Raw genomic sequence first — 19,126 nt, 5'->3', positions numbered from 1 at the left:
GGCCTACCCGAAATCCTGCTCGACCCTGAACCGGGTCCCGACCACGGCGGCGATGCGGATGCGGGTGCCGGCGGGCAGGTCCGGGCCTTCCACGCCCCAGGTCGCGTCCGCGATCCGGATGCGGCCGACGCCGTTGGCGATCGGCTCGGTCAGCGTCACGATGCGGCCGACATACTGCTCGCCACGGCGGTTCAGCGTCGGCTGGTCGCTGGCCTCGGTGTGCGGCTTCAGCCAGACGCGCCAGGCCACGACGCTGACGATCGACAGCACGGCGAAGATCAGCACCTGGAATTCCCAGCCGATCGACGGGATCACCCAGGACAGCAGGCCGACGACACCGGCGGCGATGGCGAGCCAGAGGAAGAAGGTGGCGGGCGCCATCACCTCAAGGATCAGCAGCACCACGCCGGCGATCCACCACCACCAGAATTCCGGGCCCTGGACGATCATGCCTTCGGCCCCCACGGCCCGCCTTCGGGCGCCGGCGCGGCGGGATCGGCCGGCGGCCTGCGGGGCGCCGGCAACTGGGCACCATCACGGCCGAAAGCTTCCCGCGCGATCTCGGCGATGCCGCCGATGGCGCCGATCACATTGGCCGCCTCGAGCGGCATGAACAGCACCTTCTGGTTCGGCGCGCTGGCGATCGCCTTCAGCGAATCGACGTATTTGGTGGCGACGAAGTAGTTGATCGCCTGGACGCTGCCGGCGGCGATCGCCTCGCTGACCGCGGTGGTCGCCTTGGCCTCGGCCTCGGCCGAGCGCTCGCGTGCCTCGGCGTCGCGGAAGGCGGCCTCGCGCCGGCCCTCGGCCTCCAGGATCGCCGCCTGCTTCAGGCCTTCCGCGCGCAGGATCTGCGCCTGCCGGGTGCCTTCGGCCTCGAGGATGGTGGCGCGGCGGTCGCGCTCGGCCTTCATCTGCCGGCCCATGCTCTCGACCAGGTCGCGCGGCGGCGTGATGTCGCGGATCTCGATGCGGGTGACCTTCACGCCCCAGGGCTCGGTGGCGTCGTCGACCACCTTCATCAGCTTGACGTTGATCTGGTCGCGGTTGGACAAGAGCTCGTCCAGGTCCATGGAGCCCATCACCGTGCGGATGTTGGTCATGGTCAGGTTGATGATCGCCGATTCGAGGTTGCCGACCTCATAGGCCGCCTTTGCCGCGTCCAGCACCTGGTAGAAGATCACGCCATCGACCGTCACCATGGCGTTGTCGCGGGTGATGATCTCCTGCTGCGGCACCTCCAGCACCGTCTCCATCATCGACAGCTTGGCGCCGATCTGGTCGACGAAGGGAATGATCAGGTTCAGGCCCGGGCGCAGGGTGCGGGTGTAGCGGCCGAACCGCTCCACCGTCCATTCGCGGCCCTGGGGCACCGATTTGACTCCCATGAAGATGACGACGATCGCCAGGACCAGGATGGCCAGGACGATGATCGCAAACGGCGAGATCGGCATGATGGAGTTCCGCTCCTCTTGGCGCGGCCGCAGTGTGCCATAGCGGCCACAGCGCCGGCCGGATTATTTCATCGGAACTTTGTGGCGGAATCGCAGCCGGGTCCGCCGGCTCAAAGCAGGAACTCCGCGGCGCCGAGGTCCTGCACGATCGAGACCAGGATGGCGAAGTCCGGGATCCGGTTGCCGTCGATGTCGGCCAGCACCTGGAACACGCGGATGGTGGCCGTCGGGACGATCCTGAGCTCCGCCCCGGCCCCGGTGAAGCCGCCGGTCCCGAAGACGAAGGCGGTGTCGCCATTGACCGCCTTGCCGTCGGCATCGATGAGCCGGAGATCGATCTTGTCGCCCTCGCCCGACCAGAAGCCGACGATCGTGTCGCGGCCGGTCCCAACGGTGCTGTCGCTCGCGGCGGCGTAGACGAAGCGGTCGCCATGGCCGCCGCCGGTGAGGATATCGGCGCCGGCATTGCCGCGAAGCACGTCGTAGCCGTTGTTCCCGGTCAGGGTATTCGCCCCGGCATCGCCGGTCAGGACGTCGTCATAGCCCGACCCCAGGATCCGTTCGATGCCTTCGAGCCGGTCCCCCGCGGCAACGCCGCCCGAGCCCAAGCCGGTGGAGAGATCGACGATCACCCCTGCGGCTGTCGCCGCGTAGGTGGCGGTGTCGATGCCGGCTCCGCCGCGCAGGAAATCGGCGCCGGCGCTGCCCTCCAGGATGTCCGAGCCGTCGCCCCCGTCGATCGTGTCGGCGCCGTACCCGCCGAAGATCGTGTCATGCTCGGCGCCGCCGGCGAGAATGTCGTCACCTATGCCGCCGTCGATCGAATCATTGCCGCCGCCGCCCTCGATCCGGTCCTGTCCGGTGCCGCCCGTGAGCCGGTCATGACCGGCGCCGTCGATCAGGATGTCGTCGCCGTCGCCGCCATGCAGGGCGTCGTTCTCGCTGTTGCCGGTCAGCCGGTCGGCATGGCGCGACCCGATCACGATCTCGATTCCGCTCAGCACGTCGCCGGCCGCGTCGCCGCCGGTATTCGTGCCCAGGAGCAGGTCGATCGTGACCCCGGCGGCTGAGGTTTCGTAGCTCGCCTGGTCCAGCCCGGCGCCGCCATCCAGGCGGTCGCCACCGGCCTCGCCGCGAAGCACGTCGTTGCCGCCGTTGCCGAGCAGCGTGTTGGCCCCCGCACTGCCGGTGATGCGGTCGTCGCTGTTCGAGCCGTGCACCTCCTCGATCGGCGACGGGTCGGCGCCGGGATAGATGTAGATGTTGTAGCCGCGGGCGTTGACGCTGGAGAAGGTGCCGGGGCGGACATCGATCCGGCAGCCATAGAGCGAGCCGGACAGATCGAGGATGTCGTGGCCGCCGGTGTCGTGGATGGTGAAGCCGGCATTGCTCGCCAGCCCGTCGGGGCCGAAGCGGAAGCCCTCCCGGCCGCCGAAGCCGTAGATGTCGTCGCCGGTGTTCATGGCGACGACCGCGCCGCGGGGCAGGTATTTCTGCAGGATCGCGGCGATGTCGGCACCCATCGGCGAGGTCGCATAGGCGGAGCTGCCGAGCCCGGCGTCCTGGCCGCTGAAATAGGACATCACCGAAAACGGCCAGACATCCTTGGTGAAGATCGCATCGGTCCAGTAGTAGCCGCCGGTGTTGTATGGGCCGCCATGGCCGAGGCCGAGGGCGTGGCCGATCTCGTGCAGGAAGGCCTGGAAGCCGTAGCCGCCCGGCTCGAAGTTGCCGCCCCAGAAGGTCTGGCCGACGTTGAGCAGCTTCGATCCCTGGGTGAAGAAGGCGCCGGGCGCGATGTTCTCGAAGATGATGTCGGCGCCGGTGGTGACCTCGTGGAAGGTGACCGGGACGACGGCGCTCCACTGTTGCATCGCCAAGCGGGCCGTCGCGAGCTGGGCCGGGTTGTCCTCGAGCCCCCTGAGATCCACCGCCACGTCAAGGTCCGGAAGCTTATAGTCCCGCCCTTGAGAATACATCCAGTAACCGGTTTTCAGATAGTCAATATAGTCCTGGAGCGAGGTGTTTGTGGGCGCCACGTGAAAACCTCCCGTTAAAAAATCCCCGCACGATGAATGAGTGGCGGGGTTGCCATAAGCGATCCGTCCCGAAAGACCGAAGGAACCATAGAATACTTCAGGCCGCGAGGAAAACAGGGTTGGACGGCGCCTAGGGCTCGAACTGCTCCTTAAGGATCCGTTCTTCCAGCGTCTTGCCCGGATCGAACAGCAGGTGCAGCGACACTGAGCGGTCCTCGGCGATCTCGACCCGCGCCACATCGCGCACCTCGGTCGAATCGGCGACGGCGCTGACCGGGCGCTTCGGCAGCTCCAGCATGTCGAGCACGATCTTGGCACGCTGCGGCAGCAGGGCGCCGCGCCAGCGCCGCGGCCGGAAGGCGCTGATCGGGGTCAGCGCCAGGATGCCGGCGCTGAGCGGGATGATCGGGCCGTGCGCCGAAAGGTTGTAGGCGGTGCTGCCGGCCGGGGTCGACACGATCGCCCCGTCGCAGATCAGCTCCGGCATGCGCACGATACCGTCGACCGTGATTCGCAGCTTCGCCGTCTGCCGCGTCTGGCGCAGCACCGAGACCTCGTTGATGCCCAGCGCCTCGTGCACCGTGCCGTCGACCGTGGTCGCCCGCATCCGCAGCGGGTGCAGGATCACGGTGCGCGCCGCCGCCACCCGGCTGGCCAGATCCTCCTCCTGGAAATCGTTCAGCAGGAAGCCGACCGAGCCGCAGTTCATGCCGTAGATCGGCCGGCGCCGCTCGACGCAGCGATGCAGCGTCTCCAGCAGGAAGCCGTCGCCGCCCAGCGCGACGATCACATCCGCCGAATCCGGGGCGTGCTGGCCCCAGCGGGCGACGAGCCGCGCCTGGGCCGCCAGGGCCTCGGCGGTGTCGGCGGCGAGGATCGCCATGCGCGGCGGGGCCGGATCGGGGGAAGCGAGGGTCATGGCCGGTGACTGTAATCGAAGTGGAGCCGCGGTCCACCCCGGCCGTGAGGCAGTGTGAATGGGCCGTTCACGGTCGTTTCACGGAAGGTGCGGCAGAGTGGCCGGGTCATCAACGGGAAATGCCGCAGAGAGAGGGTAAGGGGATGATGGTTCCGGCTTTGATGGGAGTGTTCGTGACGATCGCCGTGCTGTCACGGTGCGGCTTCCGCTTCGCCGTGGTGACCACCGGCACGGCGCTGTCGGGGACCATCCTGATGCTCACCCTGTGACCGACGGGACTATCCGCCGGTCACGCTCATATGCCGCGCCACGGCGGGCTGCGTGTGGCGGCGGTCGATGAAGAAGTCGTGTCCCTTCGGCTTGCGCAGGATGGCCTCGCGAATCGCGGCCTCCAGCGCCGCATCGGTCGGGTCGGCGCGCAGCGGCGCCCGCAGATCGGCGGCGTCGTCCTGGCCGAGGCACATGTAGAGGGTGCCGGTGCAGGTCAGCCGCACCCGGTTGCAGCTCTCGCAGAAATTGTGGGTGAGCGGGGTGATGAAGCCGAGCCTTCCGCCCGTCTCTTCGACCCGGACGTAGCGCGCCGGACCGCCGGTGCGGTAGTCGGTCTCGGTCAGGGTCCAGCGCCGGGCGAGATCGGCCCGCACCTGCGACAGCGGCAGGTACTGGTCCAGCCGGTCCTCGCCGCCGATGTCGCCCATCGGCATCACCTCGATCAGCGTCAGGTCATGGCCGTTCTCGCCGCACCAGCGGATCAGCGAATCGAACTCGTCGTCGTTAACGCCCTTCAGCGCCACCGCGTTGATCTTGACCTTGATGCCGGCGGCCTTGGCCGCGGCGATGCCGTCCATCACCTTCTCGAACTTGCCCCAGCGGGTGATGGCGAGGAACTTGGCAGGGTCCAGCGTGTCGAGGCTGACGTTGATCCGGCGGACGCCGCAGGCAGCCAGGTCCGCGGCATGGCGGGCGAGCTGGCTGCCGTTGGTGGTCAGCGTCAGCTCCTCCAGCGCGCCGGTGCCGAGATGCCGCGACAGGCTGCGGATCAGCGTCATCACGTCGCGCCGGACCAGCGGCTCGCCGCCGGTCAGGCGCAGCTTGCCGACGCCGAAGCGGATGAAGCTGCTGCACAGCCGGTCCAGCTCCTCCAGCGTCAGCAGCTCGGCCTTCGGCAGGAAGGTCATCTCCTCCGCCATGCAGTAGACGCAGCGGAAGTCGCAGCGGTCGGTCACCGACACGCGCAGATAGCGGATGGCGCGACCGAACGGGTCCACCAGCGGGGCGGCGCTGGAGGCGGGGGACGGATCGATCCGGGGTGTCGGCGTCTGGAGCGTCATATACGGCAATATAGTGCGCTCGCCCGGCGAACGCGATAGGCCGCTCTCCGCCGAACGCGTATGATTTTCCGCAATGTGAGAAGACGGCAGGGACCGATGATCCGCAGATGGGTGGGTGTGCTGCTGCTGGGGGCCGGCGTGTTCCTGGTGTTCGGGGCCGTCGCGGGTGCCTGGGACAGAGAGCAGTGGCGCGAGGATGCGGTGGCGGTCCAGGGCCTGGTTGTGCCGCCCGGGGCGGGGGACCGATCGTCGCCGGTGCTGGCCGGGGCGCGGACGGTGGTGCGGCTGGGCACGCTGCGCGCCGTCTACGCCGCTCTCGACACCGGCCTGGCGACGGCGCCGCAGCCGGGCCAGCGGGTGACCGTGCTGATCGATCCCGACCAGCGGGACCAGGCCGTGCTGGACCACCCGCTGGCGATCTGGAACGACCAGCTGATCGCCGGCGGATTCGGCCTGCTGCTGGCCCTCATCGGCTGGCTCTGGATGCGCTCGCGGTCGAGCGGGCCGGTGCCGACCGGCACCGCCGCAACCGCGATCGCGGCGGCGTTGCGCCAGGTCGCGGTGCGGCACGCGGATGCCAAGGCCAAGCCGACATCGCAGAGGGCGGCAGCGTCTCCTCCCGCCGGTCGCCCGGCCTATGGCGGCGTGGTGCAGCGCCTGCGCGACAGCCCGGTCACCGTGCAGCGGACCAGCGGCCCGGCCGTGAGCCGCATCGTCGAGCGGCCGAGCGGCGTCGGTCCGATTCTGATCGCCGCCCTGGTGGTGGTGGTGCTGGCCGTCGTCCTGGTCGCCGTGGCATGAGCCCGGCCGGCGCGGTCCCGCCGGTGCTCGGCGTGATCCTGGCCGGCGGCCTGGCCCGGCGCATGGGCGGCGGCGACAAGGCGCTGCGGCCGCTGGCCGGCGTCACGCTGCTCGACCGGGTGATCGCCCGGGCGGCGCCGCAGGTGGCGGCGCTGTGCCTGAACGCCAATGGCGACCCGTCCCGCTTCGCCCAATGTGGCTTGACGGTGGTGCCGGACGATTTGCCCGGCGCGCCGGGGCCGCTGGCCGGTATCCTGGCGGCGCTGGACTGGGCGGCCAAGACCAGGCCGGAGATCGATCTGGTGGCGAGCTTTCCCTGCGACGCGCCCTTCATCCCGCGCGACCTGGTGGGGCGGCTGGCGGTGGCGCGGCGCGACCAGGGGGCGGAGATCGCGGTCGCCGCCTCGGGCGGCCGGACCCATCCTGTGGTGGCACTGTGGCCGGTGGCTTTGCGCGGCGACCTGCGGCGGGCCCTGGTCGAGGCGGAGATCCGCAAGGTCGACCGCTGGATCGCGGGCCACCCCACCGCGGTGGTCGAATTCGCCCGCGACCCGGTCGACCCCTTCCTCAACGGCAACACGCCGGAGGATCTGGCGGAGGCGGAGCGGCTGCTGGCGCGGCATCCGGATCTGGCATGACGGCTGAGCCGGTCTGCGCCGGCGACGCGCCGGTCCCGGTCGAGCTGGCCGAAGGCCAGGCGGTGCGCTGGTGCGCCTGCGGCCGCAGCGCCGCCCAGCCTTTCTGCGACGGATCGCACCAGGGCTGCGGCCTCGGCCCGATCGCCTTCGTCGCGCCGCGGGCCAAGACCTATTTCTTCTGCACCTGCAAGCGCAGCGGCCGGCAGCCCCTCTGCGACGGCCGCCACAACTTCATGGCGCCGGCTGGAGAGAGCTGACGATCATCGAGACTGGAGAATGAAGGGGAAGGCATAGTTGGCCATGCGCGCCGGGGGGGCCGGAACCGGTGACGCGGCCCGCACCTTCCGCAGCAGTTCCCTGTCTACGGTGCTGGACCCTGAGGACTGGGTCAGCTCCACCGAGCTCAGGCTTCCATCGGCTTCGATGGTCACCGTGACCGTGGCCATCGTCTGCTCCCGCACCAGCGAGTTGACCGATCTGATGCGCGGCCGAAGGTAGGCGGAGAGCCGGCTCGCGTAGGTGGCCTTCGCCTGAGCGCTGGGCGCGGATGCAGCGGCGGGCGGGGGAGAAGCCTGCGGCGGCAGCGCCGTGGTCTGGGTTGGCGCTTCGGCCGACTGCTCCGTCCGGCGTGGCTGCTCGCGCCGCGGCCGCCGCTCGGCGCGGGGCGTCGGCCTCTTCGGCGGCGGCTGCACCAACTCAGGCTCGGCCGCCTGCACCGCCTCCGGCTCCGCGGCCTGGACGGTATCCGGCACGGCGGCGACCACGGCCTCGGTCTCGCCGGTCGTGGTCACCAGCTCCGGCGGTGGGGTTTCCGGCGCCGGTTCCGGCGGCTGGATCTCGGTCGTCTCGGTCACCGGCGTCTCGGCCGGCGGGGGCGGTTCCTCGACGACAGTCTCGACCGGATCGGGCTGGGCGGTCTCGACCGGCTGGGTCTGCGCCGTTTCGACGGGCACCGCCTCGGTCGGCTCGATCTGGTCCGGCTGCGCGGTCTCGACCGGTTCCGCCGTGTCCAGCGCCTCCGCCGGCCCCCCGAAGCCGGCCATCTCGATCGCCATAGGCGTCTCGGCCGGCACCGGCTCGGCCGACCCGGTCAGGCTGGGCAGCAGCACCGCGACCACACCGGCGTGAATCAGCGCGGACGCGGTATAGGCGACGCCGCGTCCGGTCACCCGCAACCGGGTCATGGCGTGGTCGGCGCGGCGCCGGCCCCGGCTGCGGCAGGAACGCCGGCGGCGCTCGGCTGGGGCGGCGCCCCCTGGGCGATCAGCGACACCTTGGTGAAGCCGGCCTGGCCGACCACGCCCATCGCTTCCATCACCTTGCCATAGGGCACGTCGCGGTCGCCGCGGACATAGACCACCGCCTCCGGATTGGCCTGATAGGCCGCCGCCAGCGCCGCGGGAGCGGTCTCCGGCGTCAGCACCTGGCCGTTCTCGATCGACCAGGTGCCGTCCTTGTCGACGGTCAGGATCACCGGCTTCTGCGGCTGGCCGATCTTGGCGGCGCTGGTCTTCGGCAGGTCGACCGGCACGCCGACCATCATCAGCGGCGCCGCCACCATGAAGATGATCAGCAGCACCAGCATGACGTCGACCAGCGGCGTGACGTTGATCTCGGCCAGCGGCGCATAGTCGTCGCCGCCGTCGCCGGAATCGAGCAGGGCGCCGGCCATTACTCGGCGGCCTCTCGCCGGGCAGTGGCGGCGCGCCGCCTGCCGGACAGATGCTCGGCCATCTGGCCGATCGCGGTGATGAAGGTCTGGTTGATCCGGCGGAGATCGGTCGAGAATTTGTTGTAGGCCATCACCGCCGGGATCGCGGCGACCAGGCCGATCGCGGTGGCGAACAGCGCCTCGGCGATGCCGGGGGCCACCACCGCCAGGCTGGTGTCCTGCGAGCTGGCGATCGAGGTGAAGCTGTTCATGATGCCCCAGACCGTGCCGAACAGCCCGACGAAGGGCGCGGCCGAGCCGATGGTGGCCAGGAAGGGCAGGCCCAGCTCACGCCGGCGGATCACTTCGCCGGCGGCGCGGCGCATGGCGCGCTCGATCCGGTCGCGACACTCGGCCCGGCTCTCCTCGGGGTCGACTGCCCGCCACTGGGCCAGGCCGGCCTCGACGATCGGCTTGGCCGGATCGGCCGGGATCACGTCGACCTCGTGCTCGGTGTCGACCCGCCGGCGCAGCGCGGCGGCGGCGCGGCGCAGCCGGCCGATGGTGAACATCTTGTCGATGACGATGCCCCAGCAGCCGATGGACGCCAGCACCAGCAGCGCCAGCACGCCCTGGACGATGATGTCCGCCTGCTGCACCAGGGCGATGATCGAGAGATCGTGCGACATTGATGACCTCCTCAGCGCATCAGGGCGACGGGCAGGCGCGACTTGGTCTCGACCCGGTCGATGCAATCGGCCACCGCGCCGGCCCCGGTGCGGCAGTCGAGCACGTCGTTGACCAGGACCGAGCCGATCGCGTCGCAGGCCAGGCCCGAGACCTCGAAGGCCTTGACGCTGGTCTTGCGGGCGCGGAGCGGCGCCGCGTCGACCGCCAGGCGCTTGCGGATGGCGCCGTCGGTGCCGAAGAAGACGAGGTCCAGCTTGAACGACTGGTAGGCGTCGCCGGCGGTGCCGAACACCATGTTCACGGCGCAGTTCTGGCCGCGCGGCTCGAGCGTGTTGAGCTCCAGGCTGACGCCGTTCGGGGCCGCGGCGGGGGCTGCGGTTTCGGCCAGGGCCGGCGCCGCGGAGAAGGCCAGGAGCAGGGCGGAGAGCGCGGACACTGATTGGCGTCGGCAATGGGGGCTAACCATGATGTCCTCAAAGCGGAACAAGGAAGGGCCTGTCGGATGTCGGGTGTGGAATGACCTCGACCGGGCAGCCGAACACGGCCTCCACGATCGCGGCGGTGAGCACCTCGGCCGGCGGGCCGGCGGCGAAGACCCGGCCGCGGCGCAGCAGCACGACCTGGTCGGCGAAGCGGGCGGCCTGGTTCAAATCGTGCAGGATGGCCAGCACGCCGGTGCCGGCATCGGCCAGGCCGCGGGCGACGCGCAGCACCCCGGATTGATGCGCCAGGTCGAGGCTGGCGGTGGGTTCGTCCAGCAGCAGATAGGTCGGCGCGGCAACGGTCCCGTGGATCTGGGCCAGCGCCCGGGCGAACTGGACGCGCTGCTGCTCGCCGCCGGACAGGGTCGGGTAGGACCGGTCGGCCAGGGCCGCCACGTCGGCCGCGTCCAACGCCGCCTCGACGGCCCGGCGGTCGGCGGCGGCATCCGTGACGCCGCGATGCGGACCCCGGCCCAGCGTCACCACCTCGCGGACGGTCAGCGGGAAGTCCAGCGTCACCTGCTGCGGCAGAACCGCCCGGCGCCGGGCCAGGGCGACCAGGTCCCAGGCCGCGATCGGGGTACCGTCGAGGGTGACCCGGCCGGCCGCCGGCGCGATCTCGCCGCACAGGCAGCGCAGCAGCGTCGACTTGCCGGCGCCGTTCGGGCCGATCACGGCGGTGAAGCGGCCGGGGGCGACGGTGAGGTCGACGCCGTCGAGCAGGGTGGTGCGACCGATGCGGAAGGCGAGGGAGTCGGCCCGGATCATGGCTCGGACCTCCGCCGGCGCAGCAGCAGCACCAGGAACACCGGGGCGCCGAGGCCGGTGGTGACGATGCCGATCGGCAGCTCGGCCGGCGCCACCGCGACCCGGGCGACGAGGTCGGCGCCGAGCAACAGCGCCGCGCCCAGCAGGGCCGTGGCCGGCAGCAGGCCGCGATGATCGGCGCCGATGAACAGCCGCAGCATGTGCGGCACCAGCAACCCGACGAAGCCGATCATGCCGCTGACCGCGACCGCGGCGCCAACCGCGAGCGCGACGGTGCCGACCAGCAGGCGCGTCAGCTTTTCGACCGGGAAGCCCAGATGCAGCGCCACCGCCTCGCCCAGCAGCATCCCGTTCAGCGCCCGCGCCGCCAGGGCCACGGCGGCCAGCAGCACCAGGGCGAAGGGCAGCACGGCCAGCACCGAGGTCCAGGTTGCGCCGCTGAGGCTGCCCAGGGTCCAGAAGGTGATGGTGCGCATCGCGTTCTCGTCCGCCTTGAACACGACGTAGCCGGTGCCGGTGGCGACCAGCGCGTTCACCGCGATGCCGCCCAGCAGCATCATGGTCACCGAGACCCGGCCCTCCCACTTCGACAGGCGATAGACCGCGAGGGTGGCGACGAGGCCGCCGAGGAAGGCCGCCAGCGGCAGGGCGTAGATGCGGAGGAAAGGAATGCCGGCCAGCGCCGCCGGCAGGCCGAGCGAGATCACCGATACGCCGGCGAAGGCGGCGCCGCCGCTGACCCCGATCAGGCCCGGATCGGCCAGCGGGTTGCGGAACAGCCCCTGCATCATCGCGCCGGAGACGGCGAGGACGGCGCCGACCATGGCCCCGAGCAGCGTGCGCGGCAGCCGGATGGCGGAAATGATGGAGGCGTCGCGCGCCGTCACCGCGTCCAGGCTGCCGAATCCCAGATGATGGCCGAGGATCGCCAGCACATGGCCGACCGGAATGTCCGCCGGCCCGATGCTGATGCTGGCGAGCACCGCAGCCGCCAGCAGCAGTGCCAGCCCGGCCAGGGTCAACGACAGGCGCCGTGCCTGCCGCCGTTCGGCCGAGGGCGCGATCGCGCTGCCTGCGGCCAGGATGCTCACGATCCGGTGCTCCACGCCCGGTCGGGCAGGGACGGCGGGGTCCAGCCGGGGTGGATCGCGATGGCCAGATCGCGCACTGCCTGCGGCGTGCGCGGCCCGAAGCCGAGCAAATAGAGCGAATCCATCGCGATGATCCGGCCGGTCTTGGCGGCCGGGGTCTCGGCGAAAACCGGCAGCTGGGCGATCTTCTCCATGCCGCCATTCGGCTCGACGGCGTGGCTGGCGATCACCACCAGGTCGGGGGCCGCGGCGGCCACCGCCTCCGGCGACAGCGGCTTGTAGCGCTCGACCTCGCCGATCGCGTTGGCGCCGCCGGCCAGGCGGATCATACCGTCCGCCGCGGTGCCGCTGCCGCCGCCGAGCGGCGCGCCCTGGGTGATCGACAGCACGAACAGCACGCGTGGCTTCGACGGGACCTTGGCGACGGCGTCGGCCACCGTCGCGAAGTCGGCGCGGACCGCCTGGCTCAGCCCCTGGTCGGGCAGTCCGAGCGCCTTCTCCACGCCTTCGATCTTGGTGACCACGCCTTCGGCGGTGAAGCTCTCGGGCAGGATCGCGAGCGGCGTGCCGGCGGAGCGGATCTGCTCCAGCACTGCCGGCGGGCCGGCCGACACCGTGGTCAGCACCAGGTCCGGACTCAGCGACAGGATGCCCTCGGCCGAGAGCTGGCGCAGATAGCCGACATCCGGCCGCTCTCGGGCCGCGGGCGGGTACAGGCTGGTGGTGTCGACCCCGGCGATGCGGTCCTCGGCGTGCAGGGCGTAGACGATCTCGGTCAGGTCGCCGCCGGCGATGACGACCCGCTTCGGCTCCGCCCGGGCGGGCAGGGCGATCGCGACCAGCGCCGCGGCGGCGAGCGTGAGGAGCGTGCGCATCAGGCGGCGCCCAGGGCGCTGACCCGGGCCACCAGCTCGCGCCAGTCGGCGCGCTCCGGCTGGCCCGGCTTGCGGGCGCCGAACAGCATCGCCATCAGCGTGCCGTCGACGTCGAACAGCTCCAGCGAGGTGACGACGCCGTCCTTGGTCGGCTTGCGCACGACCCAGGCGCTGTCGATCCGGTCCTCGCGCAGATGCAGGTTGAAGCCCGGGTCCAGCACGTTCAGCCAGGGCCCCATGTCCTGCAGCCGGTGCACCGGGCCGGTGTGGATCTGCAGGCAGCCGGGATTGCCGACGAAGACCATGATCGCGGCGCCGGTCTCGGCCGCGTCGGTCAGCACCCGGCGCAGCGCGTCGCGGCCGACCGGCTCGGCCCGCGGCGGCCCAGCCAGGCGCATCGCCTGCAGCCGGTCGAGCCGGTGCGACTTGAGCAGGCCGAAGAACTGGTGCGTGTCCTCCATCGCGTCCCAGCCGGCGCGGAAGCCGGCGACGTCGATCTCGGCATCGTCCAGCACCGCCGGACGGATGATCTCCTGCGGCGCCAGCAGCGGCGCCTGGTCGGCATGGCGGAAGCGTTCGACCAGGGCGGCGAAGGCGGCGCGGTCGCTGCCCTCGGTCAGGAAGATCTTGTGGATCGCGGTGCCGGCGGCGTCGAAGAACTGCAGGCTCGGCTTGGGATGATTGGCGTCGCCGACGGCGAAGCCGTGCGCCCAGCAGGTGTAGAACAGCCGCAGGTCGATGTCGGGGCCGAGCGCCAGCCCGACATGGCTGCCGGCCGAGACGTTTTGGTAGGTGCCGGTCTTCTCATGCACCACGCTCTCGTTGCGGGTCAGCGCCATGACCGGGCCGAGCGCTTCGACCGCCTGAAGGATCGTGCTCCAGTCGCCGCCGATGCGGGTGGTGCCGGCGCCGATCTGCGAGGCGACGAGCTCACCCTCGCTGACGCCCAGCGCCGCGGCGGCATCGCGGGCGCGAAGCTGCGGCTGCTCGGCGCGCAGCGCTGCCCAGCGCGCAGCGAGGGCGGTCGGCGGGGATTGGAGATCAGGGTCGAGGCTCTGCATCATGCTTTCCGATCACCGGTGGCGAGGGGCGCCGGCGGCCGGCGGGGTGCGACAGGACATGCGAAAACGCGGCCGAAACATGGGCCGCCCGGGCTGCAGAAGCATGACGAGAACCTGTTCGAACGACGGGTCCTCGCGCAGACCTGGCGGCGGGCGGTGCCCGGCTTGCTGGGGGCGCGAGCGAGAGAGGGCTACTTGGTCAGGATCAGCTTGCTGTTGCGGGTGATCCGCAGGCGGTAGACATCGTCGCCGTGCTGGATCGTCAACTCACGGCGGGCGCCGAACAGGTCGCGCGTGTCGAGGCTGGCAGTGGCGGGCCGCTGCGGCGGCTCGACGGCATGCGCTGTGGGTTGATCCAGCATGGTGTCCCCATCCACGGTGAGATTGATCGGACAATCGATGTTGAGAGTCATTCTCACATCCGCGTCTGCTGGTCAAGCAAATGCGTGTCATTCCTAATTGCATTTGTCGAAAACGCCGGCCATCGATCGGAGAGGCCGAGGCCGGAAACCTTACGAAACGCGATATTTGGTGCCGTCGGCCCGGGTGCGCCTATAATGCGGCATCAGCGGTGGCCGGTGAGGGCGGTGCGGATGGAGACAGGGCTGGCGATGACCGAGGTTCAGGAGATCGAACGCAGGCCTGCTGAGCGGCCGGTCCAGCCTTCAGCCGGCCTCCCGGTCTGCGAGGACCGCGTGGTCGAGCGCTTCCTCGACCGTCCCGCCGCCCTGCGCAGCGACACCGAGTTCCTGCGCAAGCTCAACCGCAGCCTGTTCGACGAGCCGGAATACCGGCCGAGCGTGCCGAGCCTGCGCAGCCTGGTCATGGTGGCGGTGGTGGCGCTGCTGGCCGTGGGGGCGGCGGCGCTGATCGGCACCGCCTGGCACGATCTGGGCGGCGGCCGGGCCGCGGAGCAGGAGGCGCGCTGATCCGCGGATCCGGTCCGATGGCCTCAGCTGTCGTATTGCAGCAGCGAGATGATCGGCGCATCGACCTTGTCGCGGCCGCCGAGGAAGGACAGCTCGATCAGGCAGGCGGCGCCGCGGACATCGGCGCCGACCCGGCGCAGCAGCTGGATCGCAGCGGCCATGGTGCCGCCGGTCGCCAGCAGGTCGTCCAGCACCACCACCTTCATGCCCGGCTTGATCGCGTCCGCCTGGATCTCGATCGCGTCCGACCCGTATTCGAGCTGATAAAGATGGCCGATCGTCTCGCCCGGCAGCTTGCCGCGCTTGCGGCACATCACGAAGCCGCAACCTAGTACATAGGATAGTGGTGCCGCCGCCAGGAACCCACGAGATTCGATGCCGACCAGCATGTCCGGCTGCCACTCACGGACCTTGGTCGCCAGGCTGTCGACGGCATGGCGCCACGCTTGCGGATGGGCCAGAAGCGGCGAGATGTCGTAGAACAGGATGCCTGGCTTGGGAAAATCCGGGATACCGCGGATGTGCGACTTGAGATCCATGAGACGTCCTTGGTTGCGGGCCGGAGCGGCCCTGCATCGTAGTGCCTGCGGCCTGAAAGGCAATTCGCAGGTGCGGCAACCGGTTGGCCGGAGGGCTGCGCGGTGACGACGGCGGCGGCCGCGGACGCCGAGGCACGGATCGACAGCAGCGTCGAGCGCGGCGTCACCCGGCTGCGCCTGGAGGGGCCGTGGGTGACGCGGGCGGCGGCGCCGCTGGACCGCGAGCTGTCCGAGCTGGTGCAGTCGTCGGTGAAGGGCGAGGTGGTGCTGGACCTGTCCGGCGTCACCCGGCTCGACACGGTCGGCGCCTGGCTGGTGCACCGCACCCAGGAGGATCTGGCGGCCGCCGGTGCCACGGTCCGGGTCGAGGGCGTGTCGGATGACCAGAAGGGCCTGCTGGAGGCCGTGTCGCGGGTCGAGCGCGACGAGCCGATCAAGCGCCCCCACCGCAACATCCTGTACGAGCTGGCGCTGCGCACCGGCAAGTCGACCTACCATTTCCGCGACGAGGCGCTGGAGCTGCTGAGCTTCCTCGGCATGCTGGTGGTCAAGAGCATCGCCACGCTGCTGCACCCGAGCCGGATCCGCATCACCGCGCTGGCGCACAACATCGAGGCCACCGGCCTCAACGCCATGCCGATCGTCGGCCTGCTGTCCTTCCTGATCGGCGTCGTGCTCGCCTATCAGGGGGCGGACCAGCTCAGCCGCTTCGGCGCCCAGATCTTCGTGGTCAACCTGCTCGGCGTCTCGGTGCTGCGCGAGCTCGGCGGCCTGATCACCGCGATCATCGTCGCCGGCCGCTCCGGCTCGGCCTTCACCGCGCAGATCGGCACCATGCAGGTCAACCAGGAGGTCGACGCGATGGAGACGCTGGGCCTCGATCCGATCGAGGTGCTGGTGATCCCGCGGGTCTTCGCCCTGGCCATCACCCTGCCGCTGCTGACCTTCTACGCCAGCATGATGGCGATCTTCGGCGGCGCGCTGATGTCGTATTTCGTGCTGGACATCAGCGGGCCGCAGTTCCTGCAGCAGTTCAAGGCGGCGATCACCGTCGGCACCTTCTGGGTCGGCATGGTCAAGGCCCCAGTCTTCGCCTTCGCCATCGCCATGGTCGGCTGCTATGAGGGGCTCAAGGTCTCCGGCAGCGCCGAGAGCGTCGGCCGGCTGACCACCCAATCCGTCGTCGTCTCGATCTTCCTGGTGATCGTGCTCGACGCCTTGTTCTCCATCCTGTTCGCCACCCTGGGAGTCTGATCATGCACAAGGACCCCCAGGCCCCGCCGCCTGACGCGCCGGATGACGACGTCGTGATCCGCGTGCGTGGGCTGAAAACCCAGTTCGGCGCCCAGGTGATCCATGACGGGCTGGACCTCGACGTCCGGCGCGGCGAGGTGCTGGGCGTGGTCGGCGGCTCCGGCACCGGCAAATCGGTGCTGCTGAAGGAGATCATCGGCCTGATCCGGCCCGCCGCCGGGTCGCTCAAGGTGCTCGGCATCGACATGGACCAGGCCGACGAAGCGGAACGCCGCTCGGTGCAACGGCGTTGGGGGGTCATGTTCCAGGACGGCGCCCTGTTCAGCTCGATGACCGTGGCCGAGAACATCCAGGTGCCGATGAAGGAGTATACCCGGCTGTCGCACCATATGATGGACGAGCTGGCGCGGGTGAAGATCGCGATGGCCGGCCTGGCCTGCAGCGCCGGCATCAAACATCCCTCCGAGTTGTCCGGCGGCATGCGCAAGCGCGCGGCGCTGGCGCGGGCGCTGGCGCTTGACCCGGAGATCATCTTCCTGGACGAACCGACCGCCGGCCTCGACCCGATCGGCGCCGCCGCCTTCGACCAGTTGATCTCGGAGCTGCAGCGCAGCCTGAAGCTGACCGTGTTCATGGTCACCCACGACCTCGACAGCCTGGTCACGATCTGCGACCGCATCGCCGTGCTGATCGATAAGAAGGTCGTGGTCGACACCTACGAGAACCTGCTCAAGGTCGACCATCCCTGGATCCAGGAGTATTTCCACGGGCCGCGCGGCCGCGCCGCGGCGGCCGAGCATGCCGCCCTGGAGCGAGCGCAGATGGGGGCGGAGGGCTGAGATGGAGACGCGTGCGAGCTATGTTGCCGTCGGCAGCTTCGTCCTGATCCTGATGGTCGGGCTGGTGGTGTTCGCCGTCTGGCTCGGCGGGTCGGGGCTGCGCGAGAATGCCGAGCGCTACCTGATCTACTTCTCCGGCAACGTCACCGGGCTGCAGGAAGGCAGCCAGGTGCGCTATCGCGGCATCCCGGTCGGCGCGGTCGAGGACATCCAGATCGACCCGTCCAATGTCGAGCGGGTGCAGGTCCGGATCGCGGTCCGGCCGAACACGCCGATCGTCAAGGGCAGCGTGGCGTCGCTCGAGATCCAGGGCCTGACCGGCGGTGCCTTCGTCCTGCTCAGCGGCGGCGTCCAGGGCGCGCCGCGGCTAGAGAAAGAGGAGGGCAAGGACTACGCGGTGATCCCGTCGCGCCAGTCCGGGCTGCAGGCGATCGTCGACACCGTGCCGCAGCTGCTCGACCGGCTGTCCGACATCTCGCGCGAGGTTCAGCGGATCTTCTCCGAGGACAACGTCCGCAACATCTCCGAGGTCCTGGCAAATGTGAACACCCTGACCGCGGCCCTGGCGCAGCGCTCGACCCAGCTGGCGAGCACAATCGAGCGGATCGACACGCTGACCCGGAATGTCGACGGGCTGGTCACCGACGCACGGGCGGACCTGAGCAAGCTCACCACCGGCGCCACCGGCTTCCTGTCGACCACCGATGCCCAGGTGAATGCGGCGGTGACCGATGCCCGGGCGATGATCGCCTCGCTGCGCCAGAGCGCCGACGGCGTGGCCCGGCTGCTGAAGCAATCCGGCCCGGGGGTGGAGAGCTTCTCCACCGACGGGCTCTACGAGATCACCCAGCTGATCACCCAGCTCCGGCAACTGACCGACAACCTGAACCGGACCCTGTCGCGGCTCGACCGCAGCCCGGCGCAGTTCCTGTTCGGCGGCTCGTCCGGCGGCGTCGCGCCGGAAGGTACCTCGAGGTGAAGATGAGTTTCTCCCCCCTGTCCCGGCGCCTCTTCCTCCGGCAGGCCGCTGTCTCCTCGGCCGCGGTCGGCCTTGCCGGCTGCGGCGGGATCAGCGCCCTGGCCCCGCCGGCGCCGCAGGTCTACGAACTGACGCCGAAGAACACCTTTGACCCGGGCCTGCCGAAGGCGACTTGGCAACTCCTGGTCGACATGCCGAGCGCCAATGCCGGCATCGATACCGACCGGATCGCGATCAGCGAGAGTCCGACCAAACTGGACTATTTCGCCAAGGTGGCCTGGGTCGACCGGGCGCCGGCGATGGTCGTCGGGCTGCTGGTGGAGAGCTTCGAGAACACCGGCAAGATCGTCTCGGTCGGCCGGCAGATCTCCGGCCTGCGCGCGAACTACGTGCTGCAGCCCGAGATCCGCGAGTTCCGGGCCGAGCGCTGGGAAGGCCAGCCCTACCGGGTGAGGGTGCGGATCGGCGCCAAGCTGGTGCGCTTCCCGCAGCGGACGATCATCGGCGGCGAGAGCTTCGAGCGGGTGGTGGACGTGCAGGGGCCGGAGTTCACAGATGTGATCAGGGCCTGGGACGAAGCCCTGGGCGGCGTGCTGAAGCAGGTGGTCGAATGGACCCTGCGCACCGGCGAACGCGACGACCGCGCAGCCGGCCGGCCGCGACGGCAGGTCTAGGCAAGAACCGGAGCAGGGGTGAAAACCGTGCCGGCCCTCTCAGGGCCGGCGCCGTGCGTCAACGGATTGGCTGCGTCGTCAGCGGGTGACGGTCTGCCAGAAGAAGAAGGCG

Annotated in this window: 24 protein-coding genes; 9 read left to right on the top strand and 15 right to left on the bottom strand. The window is 70.2% G+C overall.

Annotated elements, in window-relative coordinates; all coding sequences use genetic code 11:
- Window positions 1-3: 3 nt before the first annotated feature.
- The 4 genes from QFZ27_RS26905 to QFZ27_RS26890 form a co-directional block, all read right to left on the bottom strand.
- Window positions 4-450: an NfeD family protein gene (locus QFZ27_RS26905; RefSeq protein ID WP_429229535.1), complete on the bottom strand. Its 447-nt coding sequence runs from the start codon at window positions 448-450 to the stop codon at window positions 4-6.
- Window positions 447-1,454: an SPFH domain-containing protein gene (locus QFZ27_RS26900; RefSeq protein ID WP_429229534.1), complete on the bottom strand. Its 1,008-nt coding sequence runs from the start codon at window positions 1,452-1,454 to the stop codon at window positions 447-449. Before QFZ27_RS26900 ends, QFZ27_RS26905 begins: the two co-directional genes overlap by 4 nt.
- A gap of 110 nt (window positions 1,455-1,564) precedes the next feature.
- A complete protein-coding gene (locus tag QFZ27_RS26895; protein ID WP_429229533.1) occupies window positions 1,565-3,391 on the bottom strand; it encodes a M10 family metallopeptidase C-terminal domain-containing protein in 1,827 nt (608 codons plus the stop codon).
- Window positions 3,392-3,623: 232 nt separating this feature from the next.
- Window positions 3,624-4,412 (bottom strand): NAD kinase, encoded by a 789-nt coding sequence (locus QFZ27_RS26890; RefSeq protein WP_429229532.1) that lies wholly within the window; start codon window positions 4,410-4,412, stop codon window positions 3,624-3,626.
- Window positions 4,413-4,555: 143 nt separating this feature from the next.
- Here QFZ27_RS26890 and QFZ27_RS26885 point away from each other — a divergent pair, with 143 nt between their 5' ends.
- Window positions 4,556-4,681, top strand: a complete 126-nt coding sequence (locus QFZ27_RS26885) for a hypothetical protein (RefSeq protein ID WP_429229531.1) — start codon at window positions 4,556-4,558, stop codon at window positions 4,679-4,681.
- A 9-nt stretch (window positions 4,682-4,690) separates the two neighbouring features.
- Here the strand turns inward: QFZ27_RS26885 and moaA are convergent, their stop codons facing one another.
- The gene (moaA, locus tag QFZ27_RS26880; RefSeq protein WP_429229530.1) at window positions 4,691-5,743 is read right to left on the bottom strand and encodes a GTP 3',8-cyclase MoaA; all 1,053 of its coding nucleotides are present in this window, start codon (window positions 5,741-5,743) and stop codon (window positions 4,691-4,693) included.
- A 96-nt stretch (window positions 5,744-5,839) separates the two neighbouring features.
- Here moaA and QFZ27_RS26875 point away from each other — a divergent pair, with 96 nt between their 5' ends.
- The 3 genes from QFZ27_RS26875 to QFZ27_RS26865 are packed head-to-tail and all read left to right on the top strand — an operon-like array spanning window position 5,840 to window position 7,439.
- Window positions 5,840-6,544 (top strand): DUF3592 domain-containing protein, encoded by a 705-nt coding sequence (locus QFZ27_RS26875; protein WP_429229529.1) that lies wholly within the window; start codon window positions 5,840-5,842, stop codon window positions 6,542-6,544.
- On the top strand, window positions 6,541-7,182 hold the full coding sequence (mobA, locus tag QFZ27_RS26870) for a molybdenum cofactor guanylyltransferase MobA (RefSeq protein ID WP_429229528.1): 642 nt from the start codon (window positions 6,541-6,543) through the stop codon (window positions 7,180-7,182). The genes QFZ27_RS26875 and mobA overlap by 4 nt, the downstream gene beginning before the upstream one ends.
- Window positions 7,179-7,439 carry a CDGSH iron-sulfur domain-containing protein gene (locus tag QFZ27_RS26865; RefSeq protein ID WP_429229527.1) on the top strand — a complete coding sequence of 87 codons (261 nt, stop codon included), beginning with the start codon at window positions 7,179-7,181 and terminating at the stop codon, window positions 7,437-7,439. Before mobA ends, QFZ27_RS26865 begins: the two co-directional genes overlap by 4 nt.
- A gap of 3 nt (window positions 7,440-7,442) precedes the next feature.
- Here the strand turns inward: QFZ27_RS26865 and QFZ27_RS26860 are convergent, their stop codons facing one another.
- The 9 genes from QFZ27_RS26860 to hemP form a co-directional block, all read right to left on the bottom strand.
- The gene (locus QFZ27_RS26860) at window positions 7,443-8,366 is read right to left on the bottom strand and encodes a TonB family protein (RefSeq protein ID WP_429229526.1); all 924 of its coding nucleotides are present in this window, start codon (window positions 8,364-8,366) and stop codon (window positions 7,443-7,445) included.
- Window positions 8,363-8,854 (bottom strand): protein TolR, encoded by a 492-nt coding sequence (tolR, locus tag QFZ27_RS26855; protein WP_429229525.1) that lies wholly within the window; start codon window positions 8,852-8,854, stop codon window positions 8,363-8,365. The genes QFZ27_RS26860 and tolR overlap by 4 nt, the downstream gene beginning before the upstream one ends.
- On the bottom strand, window positions 8,854-9,522 hold the full coding sequence (locus QFZ27_RS26850) for a MotA/TolQ/ExbB proton channel family protein (RefSeq protein ID WP_429229524.1): 669 nt from the start codon (window positions 9,520-9,522) through the stop codon (window positions 8,854-8,856). The genes tolR and QFZ27_RS26850 overlap by 1 nt, the downstream gene beginning before the upstream one ends.
- A gap of 11 nt (window positions 9,523-9,533) precedes the next feature.
- On the bottom strand, window positions 9,534-9,959 hold the full coding sequence (locus tag QFZ27_RS26845; protein WP_429229523.1) for a Tat pathway signal sequence domain protein: 426 nt from the start codon (window positions 9,957-9,959) through the stop codon (window positions 9,534-9,536).
- A 37-nt stretch (window positions 9,960-9,996) separates the two neighbouring features.
- Window positions 9,997-10,773 (bottom strand): heme ABC transporter ATP-binding protein, encoded by a 777-nt coding sequence (locus QFZ27_RS26840; RefSeq protein ID WP_429229522.1) that lies wholly within the window; start codon window positions 10,771-10,773, stop codon window positions 9,997-9,999.
- Window positions 10,770-11,864 carry a FecCD family ABC transporter permease gene (locus QFZ27_RS26835; protein ID WP_429229521.1) on the bottom strand — a complete coding sequence of 365 codons (1,095 nt, stop codon included), beginning with the start codon at window positions 11,862-11,864 and terminating at the stop codon, window positions 10,770-10,772. The genes QFZ27_RS26840 and QFZ27_RS26835 overlap by 4 nt, the downstream gene beginning before the upstream one ends.
- Window positions 11,861-12,739: a heme/hemin ABC transporter substrate-binding protein gene (locus tag QFZ27_RS26830; RefSeq protein ID WP_429229520.1), complete on the bottom strand. Its 879-nt coding sequence runs from the start codon at window positions 12,737-12,739 to the stop codon at window positions 11,861-11,863. Before QFZ27_RS26830 ends, QFZ27_RS26835 begins: the two co-directional genes overlap by 4 nt.
- The gene (locus tag QFZ27_RS26825; protein ID WP_429229519.1) at window positions 12,739-13,803 is read right to left on the bottom strand and encodes a hemin-degrading factor; all 1,065 of its coding nucleotides are present in this window, start codon (window positions 13,801-13,803) and stop codon (window positions 12,739-12,741) included. Before QFZ27_RS26825 ends, QFZ27_RS26830 begins: the two co-directional genes overlap by 1 nt.
- A gap of 188 nt (window positions 13,804-13,991) precedes the next feature.
- Complete coding sequence (gene hemP / locus QFZ27_RS26820; RefSeq protein WP_429229518.1) at window positions 13,992-14,213, bottom strand: hemin uptake protein HemP; 222 nt, start codon at window positions 14,211-14,213, stop codon at window positions 13,992-13,994.
- A gap of 198 nt (window positions 14,214-14,411) precedes the next feature.
- Between hemP and QFZ27_RS26815 the strand changes: the two genes are divergently transcribed.
- On the top strand, window positions 14,412-14,729 hold the full coding sequence (locus QFZ27_RS26815; protein ID WP_429229517.1) for a hypothetical protein: 318 nt from the start codon (window positions 14,412-14,414) through the stop codon (window positions 14,727-14,729).
- A gap of 23 nt (window positions 14,730-14,752) precedes the next feature.
- Here the strand turns inward: QFZ27_RS26815 and QFZ27_RS26810 are convergent, their stop codons facing one another.
- On the bottom strand, window positions 14,753-15,268 hold the full coding sequence (locus QFZ27_RS26810) for an adenine phosphoribosyltransferase (protein ID WP_429229516.1): 516 nt from the start codon (window positions 15,266-15,268) through the stop codon (window positions 14,753-14,755).
- 102 nt (window positions 15,269-15,370) lie between these two features.
- On the opposite strand from QFZ27_RS26810, the gene QFZ27_RS26805 reads away from it, so the two are divergent.
- From QFZ27_RS26805 to QFZ27_RS26790, 4 genes are read left to right on the top strand one after another with little or no spacing between them, the layout of a single operon-like run.
- Window positions 15,371-16,522, top strand: a complete 1,152-nt coding sequence (locus QFZ27_RS26805) for an ABC transporter permease (RefSeq protein ID WP_429229515.1) — start codon at window positions 15,371-15,373, stop codon at window positions 16,520-16,522.
- A gap of 2 nt (window positions 16,523-16,524) precedes the next feature.
- Window positions 16,525-17,361, top strand: coding sequence for an ABC transporter ATP-binding protein (locus tag QFZ27_RS26800; protein ID WP_429229514.1), 837 nt, complete (start codon window positions 16,525-16,527; stop codon window positions 17,359-17,361).
- Between the two features lies 1 nt (window position 17,362).
- Window positions 17,363-18,340: an MlaD family protein gene (locus tag QFZ27_RS26795; RefSeq protein ID WP_429229513.1), complete on the top strand. Its 978-nt coding sequence runs from the start codon at window positions 17,363-17,365 to the stop codon at window positions 18,338-18,340.
- A gap of 2 nt (window positions 18,341-18,342) precedes the next feature.
- Window positions 18,343-19,014 (top strand): ABC-type transport auxiliary lipoprotein family protein, encoded by a 672-nt coding sequence (locus tag QFZ27_RS26790; protein WP_429229512.1) that lies wholly within the window; start codon window positions 18,343-18,345, stop codon window positions 19,012-19,014.
- Window positions 19,015-19,126 lie beyond the last annotated feature (112 nt).

The organism is Inquilinus ginsengisoli (genome assembly GCF_050434925.1).
Taxonomy (GTDB): Bacteria; Pseudomonadota; Alphaproteobacteria; order DSM-16000; family Inquilinaceae; genus Inquilinus; species Inquilinus ginsengisoli_B.
Note: the sequence above shows the minus strand (reverse complement) of the source record. Positions and strands in the feature narration are given on the sequence as shown.

Excerpts from the sequence above, each read along its gene's own strand:
- QFZ27_RS26905 (WP_429229535.1), bottom strand. The coding sequence starts at position 450 with ATGATCGTCCAGGGCCCGGAATTCTGGTGGTGGTGGATCGCCGGCGTG.
- QFZ27_RS26900 (WP_429229534.1), bottom strand. The coding sequence starts at position 1,454 with ATGCCGATCTCGCCGTTTGCGATCATCGTCCTGGCCATCCTGGTCCTG.
- QFZ27_RS26890 (WP_429229532.1), bottom strand. The coding sequence starts at position 4,412 with ATGACCCTCGCTTCCCCCGATCCGGCCCCGCCGCGCATGGCGATCCTC.
- QFZ27_RS26885 (WP_429229531.1), top strand. The coding sequence starts at position 4,556 with ATGATGGTTCCGGCTTTGATGGGAGTGTTCGTGACGATCGCCGTGCTG.
- moaA (WP_429229530.1), bottom strand. The coding sequence starts at position 5,743 with ATGACGCTCCAGACGCCGACACCCCGGATCGATCCGTCCCCCGCCTCC.
- QFZ27_RS26875 (WP_429229529.1), top strand. The coding sequence starts at position 5,840 with ATGATCCGCAGATGGGTGGGTGTGCTGCTGCTGGGGGCCGGCGTGTTC.
- mobA (WP_429229528.1), top strand. The coding sequence starts at position 6,541 with ATGAGCCCGGCCGGCGCGGTCCCGCCGGTGCTCGGCGTGATCCTGGCC.
- QFZ27_RS26865 (WP_429229527.1), top strand. The coding sequence starts at position 7,179 with ATGACGGCTGAGCCGGTCTGCGCCGGCGACGCGCCGGTCCCGGTCGAG.
- QFZ27_RS26860 (WP_429229526.1), bottom strand. The coding sequence starts at position 8,366 with ATGACCCGGTTGCGGGTGACCGGACGCGGCGTCGCCTATACCGCGTCC.
- tolR (WP_429229525.1), bottom strand. The coding sequence starts at position 8,854 with ATGGCCGGCGCCCTGCTCGATTCCGGCGACGGCGGCGACGACTATGCG.
- QFZ27_RS26850 (WP_429229524.1), bottom strand. The coding sequence starts at position 9,522 with ATGTCGCACGATCTCTCGATCATCGCCCTGGTGCAGCAGGCGGACATC.
- QFZ27_RS26840 (WP_429229522.1), bottom strand. The coding sequence starts at position 10,773 with ATGATCCGGGCCGACTCCCTCGCCTTCCGCATCGGTCGCACCACCCTG.
- QFZ27_RS26830 (WP_429229520.1), bottom strand. The coding sequence starts at position 12,739 with ATGCGCACGCTCCTCACGCTCGCCGCCGCGGCGCTGGTCGCGATCGCC.
- QFZ27_RS26825 (WP_429229519.1), bottom strand. The coding sequence starts at position 13,803 with ATGATGCAGAGCCTCGACCCTGATCTCCAATCCCCGCCGACCGCCCTC.
- hemP (WP_429229518.1), bottom strand. The coding sequence starts at position 14,213 with ATGACTCTCAACATCGATTGTCCGATCAATCTCACCGTGGATGGGGAC.
- QFZ27_RS26815 (WP_429229517.1), top strand. The coding sequence starts at position 14,412 with ATGACCGAGGTTCAGGAGATCGAACGCAGGCCTGCTGAGCGGCCGGTC.
- QFZ27_RS26810 (WP_429229516.1), bottom strand. The coding sequence starts at position 15,268 with ATGGATCTCAAGTCGCACATCCGCGGTATCCCGGATTTTCCCAAGCCA.
- QFZ27_RS26800 (WP_429229514.1), top strand. The coding sequence starts at position 16,525 with ATGCACAAGGACCCCCAGGCCCCGCCGCCTGACGCGCCGGATGACGAC.
- QFZ27_RS26795 (WP_429229513.1), top strand. The coding sequence starts at position 17,363 with ATGGAGACGCGTGCGAGCTATGTTGCCGTCGGCAGCTTCGTCCTGATC.
- QFZ27_RS26790 (WP_429229512.1), top strand. The coding sequence starts at position 18,343 with ATGAGTTTCTCCCCCCTGTCCCGGCGCCTCTTCCTCCGGCAGGCCGCT.